The 10,349-nt window shown below is 45.9% G+C and carries 7 protein-coding genes and 1 pseudogene; 4 read left to right on the top strand and 4 right to left on the bottom strand.

The features are described from left to right. The first annotated feature begins 383 nt into the window (after window positions 1-383). Together EWV68_RS08475 and EWV68_RS08480 are read left to right on the top strand one after the other, a co-directional pair. Window positions 384-863, top strand: coding sequence for a hypothetical protein (locus tag EWV68_RS08475; protein WP_061431412.1), 480 nt, complete (start codon window positions 384-386; stop codon window positions 861-863). A 219-nt stretch (window positions 864-1,082) separates the two neighbouring features. Continuing rightward, entirely contained in the window at window positions 1,083-2,735 is a 1,653-nt protein-coding gene (locus tag EWV68_RS08480; RefSeq protein WP_061431200.1) for an acetolactate synthase large subunit, read from the top strand. A gap of 97 nt (window positions 2,736-2,832) precedes the next feature. On the opposite strand, the gene EWV68_RS08485 is transcribed toward EWV68_RS08480, so the two are convergent. Then, window positions 2,833-4,080 (bottom strand): DUF4912 domain-containing protein, encoded by a 1,248-nt coding sequence (locus EWV68_RS08485; RefSeq protein ID WP_004163037.1) that lies wholly within the window; start codon window positions 4,078-4,080, stop codon window positions 2,833-2,835. 433 nt (window positions 4,081-4,513) lie between these two features. On the opposite strand from EWV68_RS08485, the gene EWV68_RS08490 reads away from it, so the two are divergent. Then, window positions 4,514-5,851 carry a histidine phosphatase family protein gene (locus EWV68_RS08490; protein ID WP_287169482.1) on the top strand — a complete coding sequence of 446 codons (1,338 nt, stop codon included), beginning with the start codon at window positions 4,514-4,516 and terminating at the stop codon, window positions 5,849-5,851. A 356-nt stretch (window positions 5,852-6,207) separates the two neighbouring features. On the opposite strand, the gene crtD is transcribed toward EWV68_RS08490, so the two are convergent. From crtD to EWV68_RS08505, 3 genes are all read right to left on the bottom strand, one after another. Beyond that, complete coding sequence (gene crtD / locus EWV68_RS08495) at window positions 6,208-7,719, bottom strand: C-3',4' desaturase CrtD (RefSeq protein ID WP_287169483.1); 1,512 nt, start codon at window positions 7,717-7,719, stop codon at window positions 6,208-6,210. Window positions 7,720-7,920: 201 nt separating this feature from the next. After that, entirely contained in the window at window positions 7,921-8,838 is a 918-nt protein-coding gene (gene thrB, locus EWV68_RS08500) for a homoserine kinase (RefSeq protein WP_287169484.1), read from the bottom strand. A 2-nt stretch (window positions 8,839-8,840) separates the two neighbouring features. After that, a complete protein-coding gene (locus EWV68_RS08505; protein WP_287169485.1) occupies window positions 8,841-9,551 on the bottom strand; it encodes a superoxide dismutase in 711 nt (236 codons plus the stop codon). 426 nt (window positions 9,552-9,977) lie between these two features. Here EWV68_RS08505 and EWV68_RS08510 point away from each other — a divergent pair. Then, window positions 9,978-10,349, top strand: a pseudogene (locus EWV68_RS08510) (transposase family protein); the annotation flags it as partial.

Consider the following 10,349-nt stretch of genomic DNA (forward strand, 5'->3'; position numbering starts at 1 on the left):
GATATTAAGAATAGGGGGCCGGGTAAGCAACCGCTTAAAAAACCCAGTCATCAACCGATGAACGCACCTTGAAAACTAGAGTTATGGGGTTCTCTAGGGGAATGCTCCTATAGGTAAAATTCTCAGCACCAAGTACCAGAGAAACCAAGTATTTTAGAGGTTTTGAACTGTATCGTAGGGCATACGAAAACAGGCTTCTGTAAGGTTGCGAAAGTCTGAGGAGAGAACCACCTCTGGGTGGGATTTCGCCAGGAATCTAATTCAAGTGGACTCGTTGAGCCAGAAATTCACAGCAGTGATGCGAGAAGAATCCACGTCCGTAAACGGACGTGGGGTATGTCAAAATAGAAGATTCCCTAGATTATTTTTGCGGGAGGCAATCGGTGATTCTCAATTTTTCCTTAAGGATTGTAGCGGCCAAAGGCAGACTATTCTGTAAGTTTTCACTCTACAAAACCTATCGGGTGGTCAGTACCGCCCCCGTCGATGTCCTCTGGCAAAAATTAATCAATGTGGCCGATGTCTCTTGGCATCCTTTGATCGCCAAGGCTGATGTTCCCTTGGGTTTAATCGCTAAACCGGGGTTAATCTATCAAGCTGTCACCCGTCTGACTCCCATTCCTGTCCGGGTTTTCGTGGAAAATGTTCGCCCCGGGGAACTCCTCAGCCTCAGAGTTCTCGCTATCCCGGGCATGGAACAGAAAATGACCTACCAAGTGGAATCAACCCTCTGTGGTAGTTATATTTCCTATTCTGTCACTCTGCGGGGTTGGCTGTCCCCCTTTATCTGGTGGTTAAGTCGTCCCTATCTAGCCAAAGTCGCCGCCCAACTAGCCCACGCCGCCGAAGAATTAACGGCCTAAAAAAAATTCTCCCCAATTGTGCTAATAAATAATCTGCCAAGGGTCAAGATCTAAGTCACAATGGTATATGGATAGACTTAAACAAAATTTTAGTCAGCTACATTGGTACATATAGTCTACTGATATCATCCCGACGAGTTGAGCGCAACAACCTCAATCCGCCGGGATGAACTATCTCTAGAGACTTTACTGATGAAGTAAGCTCTACAGGAGGGAATTATGGGGGAATTAAACACAGCCGAACTTCTAGTTAAATGTCTAGAGAATGAAGGGGTCGAGTATATTTTTGGGCTACCCGGGGAAGAAAACCTCGATGTTTTGGAAGCCCTGAAAAACTCCTCGATCAAATTTATCACCACCCGTCACGAACAGGGCGCGGCTTTTATGGCCGATGTCTATGGACGCTTGACGGGAAAAGCGGGGGTTTGTCTCTCCACTTTAGGACCGGGGGCGACTAACCTGATGACAGGGGTAGCCGATGCTAACCTCGATGGGGCGCCCTTAGTGGCCATCACCGGCCAGGTGGGAACCGATCGGATGCACATTGAATCCCATCAATACCTGGATCTGGTGGCCATGTTCGCCCCGGTGACGAAATGGAATAAACAAATCGTGCGGCCGGGTATCACCCCAGAAGTGGTACGGAGAGCCTTTAAAACCGCCCAAAGTGAGAAACCGGGGGCAGTTCATATCGATCTTCCCGAAAATATCGCCGCTATGGCTGCCGATGGTCATCCCTTGCCCCTCGATAGTCAGGAAAAAGTTTACGCTTCCTATCGGACTTTGAACATGGCGGCGGCAGTGATTTCTAAAGCGAAAAATCCCTTGATTTTGGCGGGAAATGGGGCAATTCGCGCTAATGCTAGTGAGGCTTTAACGGAATTCGCCACGGCCTTGAATATCCCTGTGGCTAACACTTTTATGGGTAAGGGGGTGATTCCCTATACCCATCCTCTGGCTCTTTGGGCGGTAGGATTACAGCAACGGGATTTGATTAGTTGTGCCTTTGATCGCAGTGATTTAATTATCGCTGTTGGTTACGATTTAATCGAGTATTCCCCGAAAAAATGGAATCCAGACGGGAAATTACCGATTATTCACATCGGCATGACTCCGGCGGAAATTGACAGCAGTTATGCGCCGGTGGTGGAAGTGGTGGGTGATATCACCGATTCTCTCATCGATATCCTCAAACGGGCCGATCGCCAGAATAAACCAACTCCCGTCACCGCGGGATTAAAGACGGAAATTCGGGCCGATTACGAAACCTATGCCAATGATACGGGTTTTCCGATCAAGCCACAAAAATTGATCTACGATCTGCGTCAGGTGATGGGACCGGAAGATATCGCTATTTGTGACGTGGGCGCTCATAAAATGTGGATGGCGCGCCAGTATCACTCCGATTGTCCCAATACTTGCATTATTTCTAACGGTTTCGCCGCTATGGGTATTGCTATCCCTGGTGCGATCGCCGCTAAGTTAGTTTATCCCGATAAGCGCATTGTGGCGGTGACGGGAGACGGCGGTTTTATGATGAATTGTCAGGAATTGGAGACAGCTTTGCGGGTGGGAACTCCCTTCGTCACTCTCATCTTTAATGATGGCGGTTACGGTTTAATCGAATGGAAGCAGTTAAACTATTTTGGGACATCTTCTTTTATTAAGTTTGGTAATCCCGATTTTGTTAAATTTGCCGAAAGTATGGGATTAAAAGGCTATCGGGTGGAATCTACTCAGGATTTGATCCCGACACTAGAGGAGGCTTTCCGGCAAGAGGTGCCTACGGTGATCGATGTTCCCGTCGATTACGGTGAAAATCTGCGTCTTTCCCAAAAATCGGGCGATCTAAGCTGTCAGATTTGGGAATAGAAGTTGATAGCGTTGACAATCCCCAAAAAATCCCCTAACTAAATCTCAGTTAGGGGGAAGTAATTAGGTTGGCTTTGGTAACGTTAGAAAACCCGATCTAGAATAACCATTCTAGAACCGCCTCATCTTTAGTGTTGGTATTGCGAGAGGGGGTTTCCCGGGTAAATTTCATGTGGATAGAACGATTTTGTTCACCATCGGCGGCCACGGCCATAATCGGATAATCGATTAAACCATCTTGGAAGGACATCTGATAGCGGAAAGTGCCATCGGGATTGAGTTTAATCGGACGACCACCGATAGTTACGGTGGCATCGGGTTCCGTAGCACCATAGACGATTAATTCTGCATCGGCAACTAACCAGAATTTGCGCGGACGTTGTAGGGTTTCCGAAGCACCCATACCGATACCGGAAGCAGTTATGCCGATACCGGAAGCGGTTAGTCCCGATACCGTGGGAACTGCCCACATACCAACCCCGGAGGGGAATACATAAGAACTGATCACTTCCGACATCGGTACGGAACCGGCGACGTGCTGCATGGAACCAAACAAGGAACCGGCCACCCGTAGGGCCTCGATATCGCCGACACTCTCGAAAATTTGGTCGTAGATGGGGCTAGTTCCCGTGGTTCCGGCGCTGCTGCCGTAGCGTTTGCTGGGGGGGACGAGTTCGTAAACAGTTTTGCCCACCAGTTCTTCTTCCCAGTTAACGGTGACAAAAACATCTTCAATCCAGTCGGAAGGATAGACGGGAGGAATCCGCACTAAAGGAGAACGGGCCAAAACTAACCAACGACCATCAGCACAACGATAACCGATATCGATAACATAATCTCGATCGCTGACCGGAATCGGTAAATACCATTCCCGGGCCAATTCATCACAGAGATATTCCTGGACGCTATGCGCGCCTTGGCTATTGAGATCTATATCGGTGACATCATAAAGACGCAGGGCTAACTGTTGTCCCCCTTGACGACGTAGATCTTCTTTTGATTCGTTGGGGATATCCCAGTAAGCATAGGCCCACTGAGGATCGCGAGGTAGGAGGGTAATGCGATTTTCACCGTAGCCACCGGGCAGATCTCCTAAACCATCATCCACCGAACCTAGGATATCTTCGATCGGGTTAGCTTGACCTAATTCAAATTTTGCTGCTTCCACTGGTTTTTCCTCTTTAATAGTAGATTTAAAATTGCCGCTTACTCCCATAGCTTGGGTAATTGCCTCGATTAATTGCGTTTTCCGCATCCGACTGTAACGAGAGATGCTGTATTGACTGGCAACTCGTCGTAGTTGCCGCAAGGTCATCTCATCTAAGGGGGGGTATTCTGGGACCATGAGTTGACACTCTCCGATTAGTTACGACGGCAAATGTTTTTGGGCATTTGCAAAAGCAGTTATCTGGGTAATCCTTCTAACTACTCATCGATTGCTTTGTGAACGAGAGATCCACTCGATGGGGATCAAGGGAATCGCTTGTTATAAATACCTATTAAACAGTAAGATTCCGATTTTGACCAAGTATCTTGTCATGATTTCTTGACAAAATCGCCAAACCCTTGATCCCCAAGAGATTTTCATGTCAGGAAGTTTTGATATTCTTATTGGCTGTTGGGGTTTTAGGGTGTTGGGGTTTTAGTTGAAATTCCCCCACGTCCCCACTCCCCCACTTCCCCATTTCCCCTAATCCCTATCCCCTAACGAGACTGTACTCCGATCCCGATCGCCTGTAATCTGATATTGAGACTTTTAGTTAAGGAGACTGAACCGCTTGGCTACCCGTGTGATTATTGTTCGTCATGGACAAAGCAGTTATAACGCAGAGCAGAAAATACAAGGTCGCAGTGATGGCTCGGTTTTGACGGAAAAAGGCCATCTGGATGCGGAAAAAGTAGGAAATGCCCTCAGTCAAATCGATATCGCCGCTTTTTACTGTAGTCCTCTCCAAAGAGCCAAATCTACTGCTGAGGTGATTCAGTCTCGTTTAAATAATTCTCCCGTCATTCAACCCACTCCGCAGCTACTAGAAATCGATCTGCCTATCTGGGAAAATATGGTCAAAGAGGAGGTAAAAGCTCAATACCCCCAAGAATATCGGGATTGGCAGCAAAAACCTCACGAATTTAGGATGATACTGCCCGATGGTCAAGAACATTATCCCGTTCTCTCTCTCTATCAACAGGCCCAGGATTTTTGGCGAGAAATTATTCCCCAACACGAGGGCCAAACTATCCTCATTGTTGCCCATAACGGCATTAATCGCTGTTTAATCCTCAGTGCTATCGGTATTCCGGTTTCCTTATACCATTCACTGCAACAATCTAACTGTTGCGTTAATGTTCTCAATTTTACGGGTAATTTTGGTGATCCTGTCCAGGTGGAATCCCTCAATCAAACGGCACACTTAGGGATAGCTTTACCCCCACCGCGTCCTCCTTTCCAAGGTTCCAGGCTGCTGCTGGTGCGTCACGGAGAAACCCAATGGAATCGGGATAAACGTTTTCAAGGTGTGCGCGATATTCCCCTCAATGATAATGGCAAGACTCAAGCTGAGAAAGCCGCCGAATTTCTGCGAGAAACGGCGATAAATCACGCTGTCACCAGTCCTTTGTCCCGTCCCAAGGAAACTGCCCAAATTATCCTGCAATATCACCCCGATGTCACCTTAGATACCCAAGGGGATCTGACAGAAATCTGTCACGGACTTTGGGAAGGTAAATTAGAGGAGGAAATTGAAGCGAGTTTCCCCGGGATGTTAGAAGACTGGAAAAATGCCCCGGAAACCGTGCAAATGCCGGAAGGGGAGAATTTACAGGAAGTTTGGGATCGAGCGATCGCTTGTTGGCGGCAAATCGTTAAAACCTATAGTAATAGTGATAGTCCTAAGACAATTATGGTAGTAGCTCACGATGCCATTAATAAGGTGATTCTTTGTTATTTATTGGGTTTAAAACCCGCCAATTTCTGGAATATTAAACAGGGAAATGGCGCGGTTAGTGTTATCGATTATCCCAAAGGAGTTGACTCTCAACCGGTCCTGCAAGCAATTAATATTACCTCTCATCTAGGAGCGGGAATACTCGATCGCACGGCAGCCGGCGCTTTATAACAGTTATCAGTTATCAGTTATCAGTTATCAGTTATCAGTGGGTAAGTTAACAGTTAACAGTTATCAGTATTCAGTATTCAGTATTCAGAAGATTGCTTTTATTTATTCTTCCCAATTCATAATTCATAATTCATAATTCATAATTCATAATTAAGTACCTAAGCAAAATTAATTACACATATCTAACCACCTCTTGCCTCTTGCCTTTTGCCTTTTGCCTATCTTCACTAGGAAATTTATTTTGCACGACTACTTACGGCTAACTAGAAGCTAAGTACCTAAGCAAAATTAATTACACATTTCGATAAAGCTTTTGCCTATTGCCTCTTGCCTCTTGCCTATCTTCACTAGAAAATTTATTTTGCACGACTACTTAATTGATTCTCAATCTGTCTAACTACCGTTAGTGCCGAATAGCTGACTCCGGCAGTGCCTTCTCCCGGATGGGTGGAATCTCCCACTAACCAAAGATGGGGGATCGGAGTGCGCGTCGCTACTCCAAAAGGGCCAAAAGTGGACAGTCTTTGACCAATACCGCCGACAATGCCCTGATTTCGACCCGTAAACCGTTCAAAAGTGCGAGGTGTAGCTGATTCGATGTGAACGATGTGATCAGGACTAAGATGGAAATAATTACCGAGACGCTCGATCGCCTCTTGGGTGTATGCTGCTTTTAATTGCTGATAATTATCTTCTCCTTTTCGCCACCAAAGACTGGTATCGGTGAAGGAAGAAGCAATAATCGTCGCTTTTCCCACTGGAGCGCGACCATCCCCTTCTTTACTCACGGAAACAAACAAAGAGTTATTTTCGCCGATTATGCCATCGTCATCGTAGAGGAATTGCAAATGGGGAGGACAATCGGGGGGAATAGCAGCGCGATCGACTCCTAAGTAAACCACAAAAGCACCGGATGCGGGGGGAAGTTTTTCGATTCTCCGGTGATAAAGACTGGGAATGGCTTCGCGATCGATTAATTGTGGTAAATTTTGGATCGGGATATTAGCGACAATCTCATCGGCCATTTCTGGATATATTTGACCATTTTTTTGATTTCTGACGATAATTCCCCGGGCTTTTCTCTTTTCTGTCAGTATTTTTTCCACTGTGTGGCGCATTTGCAATTTACCGCCGTATTTTTCCAAAGCTGCTACTAGGCGATCGCTTAATACCTGCATACTACCCTGAAGGTGGGATAAACCTTGGGGAGACTGAGAAACTGCTAAAGCGGTGGCGGCATAAAGTAAAGCGGTTTCATCGGCAGTAACTTGGGAATAAAGCTTTAACTGGAGATCAAGAAAGGTTTTTAGGCGTTTATCCCTCTCTAAGCCGTATAATCGTAGAGCATCGCCCACAGTCATCAAAGTAAAAGGGAAGGTAATGGCAGTATCTAAACGCAAAGCGGCGATTAATTGCCCTAAATCCCACCAGTTGCGCGGGGGTAAAACTGGATCGCGACTTTGAAAACGCCAACTTGCTTGAAAGAGTTTTTGTAGTAATTGCCAAAAAGGTTCGCTGCCCGGAAATTGTTTTTGTCTTTCCTCTTGCCACTTTTGCCGATCGCGCCAGACGTTAATCGCAGTGGTTTCCCCCGGCAGAAAAACGGCACAAGCGGGATCGCAGGGGACAGAATCGGGTAAATCTATCCCTAATTCGGCAAAAATGCGCTGATGAATGCCCCCTACTTCTAATCCTGCCACTTGAGTTGCCCCCACGTCAAAGGTAAAACCCCGACGGGAAAAAGTCGAGGCACAACCTCCGGGGACAAGTGCCTGATCATATACTGTGACTTGATAACCTCGACGCGCCAATAATGCCGCCGCCGTTAGTCCGCCAATCCCTGCACCAATAACGGTAATTTGCGTCATTTTCTTAATAATTAGGGGTTGCTGAAAAAGTTTGTTGGTGGGGTTAGGAGTCAGGAGTCAGGAGTCAGGAGATAGGAGACAGCTTTTTTCTCCCCACTTCCCCACACCCCACACCCCACACCCTACACCCCACACCCTACACCCCACACCCTACACCCTACACCCTACACCCTACACCCCACACCCATCTGCCAGGGACTCTTAACAGTTTACCCGCGCCCCTAGGGTATCTAAAGCCAAAATTTTGGCACTAGAGTTAATCCCCACTTCCTCCCAAGCATTCGTCATCTCTGTGGCTGTTTTTTGGGCATTGTCGGGGTTAGTTAAAGCCAATAGGCTCGGACCTGCGCCACTAATTACCATCCCGTAAGCACCCGCGTTAATGGCGGCTTTTTTCACCTTTTCGTAACCCGGGATCAAAGATTGGCGATAGGGTTGATGCAGTTTATCCTCTAGGGCAATTCTCAGCCAATCGCCGTTACCCGTCTCCAATCCCCGCAATAATAAACCCAAGCGGGAAATATTAAAAATTGCCTCCTGACGGCTAATTTTTTCCGGTAAAACCGCCCTAGCTTTTTCCGTAGCCAGTTCAAAATCGGGAATCGCTAGGACGGGAATGAGATTTTTTTGCCAAAATACTTGACAAATAGCCCAATTTGTGCTATCTCCTGCCGATAGCTGACAGTTGCCCCGCAAAGCCGGCACCACATTATCCGGATGGCCCTCCAATGCGATCGCTAATGCTTCGATTTCCCCCATAGATAAAGGATTTCCGGCGCATTGATTAGCGGCCACTAACCCACCGATAATAGCAGTGGCAGAACTACCTAAACCTCTAGCCAGAGGAACCCCTAAACCGATCTCGATGGCGATAGGGGGCGGATTCTGTCCTATTTTTTGATAAACTTGCAAAAAAGAAGTGTAGATTAAATTATCAGTCCCCTGGCTAACTTTAGCTGATTCAGTTCCCTTGACACTAATGCTGACAGGGTTAGCTGTCGTTGCCGGCAGCAGGGTAAAAGTAAACTGATTATATAGGGTTAAGGCCGCTCCGAGACAATCGAAGCCGGGCCCAATATTAGCAGTGGTAGCGGGAACTGTTACCGTAAAAGTTGACATGGTTAAGCTTTTGCCTGAAGATAGCGGCGATTTACCTCCTCCCAGTTAACCACATTCCACCACTGTTTTAAATATTCAGCCCGTTGATTACGATATTTTAAGTAATAGGCGTGTTCCCAGACATCATTGCCCATAATTGGCTGTAATCCCATCATTAGGGGGCTATCTTGGTTAGCAGTGCTGATAATTTCCAGTTCTCCTGACTTATTTAAAACCAACCATGTCCAACCACTACCAAAAAGTTTAGTACCTGCTTGGTTGAAAGCGTTTTTAAATTCCTCGAAACTGCCAAATTTAGCGATTATTGCCGCCCCTATTTCTCCTTTTGCTTCACCACCGCCATCGGGGGACATAATCTGCCAAAACATCGTATGATTAAGATCACCGCCGCCATTATTGCGGATAGTGGTGCGAATATCGGCGGGCAAAGAGTCAAGATTTTTAATTAATTCTACTACTGTTTTTTTCTGCAATTCTGGATATTTTGCCACTGCCGTGTTGAGATTATTAACGTAGGCTGCATGGTGTTTATCGTGATGAAATTGCATCGTTTCCTTATCAATATAAGGTTCTAGGGCATCATAGCTATAGGGTAGGGCAATGAGACTATAGGGACCGGTAGCGGCAAAAGCGGCAGGGTTAAAACCAGCAAGAGTGGCTGTGCCAAGGGTAGCACCTAAAAGATCAATAAATTGACGGCGATTGAGAGACATAAGTAATAAAACAAAATTAACTTCTTGGTTAGGATAGGCACTCATGGAAGAGGGAAAGGCAAGAGGTAGTTAGATATTAGCTACATATTCTCAGAGCAGATGTTCCGATGATCAATTATCCTATCGATCGGTACTTCGGGAGACAAAAGTGGTTCTTCGGGACTTGTTATGCAAATATTTAACTAAAAATCAAATTCGCTGAAAGTGACTAGGAATAAAAGTAGCTGAAATTCATATAGGGAGAGACTTAAGGCGCAAACAGGTTAATACCAAAAGATAGACAATAGAGTTAAGATTTGATAGAATACCCAAAAACGAGAGTATTTTACTTATGATAAGTAGTCGTGCAAAATTAATTTCCTAGTGAAGATAGGCAAGAGGCAAGAGGCAAGAGGCAAGAGCGGGGTTAGATATGTGTAATTAATTTTGCCTAGGTACTTACTTGACAAATTTTTGAACCTAGAAGGAACCTCTATTCAAGGCTATCTACACCTAGAAAATATCGGGATAGTCTGACCGCTCGAATCGAAAAATAAAAAAGTAACCTGTCCTCGTTGTGGGTTAGAGAGCGATAAACTACACCAAAATCATCGACATCTAGTCAAAGATTTACCGCTCTCAAGACAACCAGTGTACCCACAAGTTAATCGTCGTCAATTTAAGTGCGATAATTGTCAGAAACCCTTTAGTGAGGAGTTAGATTTTGTTGCCAGTAAACGAACCTATACGAAAAGACTAGCCGAGAATATACTCGAACAATTAAAAGAAGGAGATATTTTAAATGTTAGCCGAAGAAAT

It is taken from the genome of Microcystis sp. M_QC_C_20170808_M9Col, assembly GCF_007095495.1.
Lineage (GTDB): Bacteria > Cyanobacteriota > Cyanobacteriia > Cyanobacteriales > Microcystaceae > Microcystis > Microcystis aeruginosa.

Bases quoted from the DNA above. Each gene is read 5' to 3' on its own strand.
- EWV68_RS08480 (WP_061431200.1), top strand. From the start codon at position 1,083: ATGGGGGAATTAAACACAGCCGAACTTCTAGTTAAATGTCTAGAGAAT.
- EWV68_RS08485 (WP_004163037.1), bottom strand. From the start codon at position 4,080: ATGGTCCCAGAATACCCCCCCTTAGATGAGATGACCTTGCGGCAACTA.
- crtD (WP_287169483.1), bottom strand. From the start codon at position 7,719: ATGACGCAAATTACCGTTATTGGTGCAGGGATTGGCGGACTAACGGCG.
- thrB (WP_287169484.1), bottom strand. From the start codon at position 8,838: ATGTCAACTTTTACGGTAACAGTTCCCGCTACCACTGCTAATATTGGG.
- EWV68_RS08505 (WP_287169485.1), bottom strand. From the start codon at position 9,551: ATGTCTCTCAATCGCCGTCAATTTATTGATCTTTTAGGTGCTACCCTT.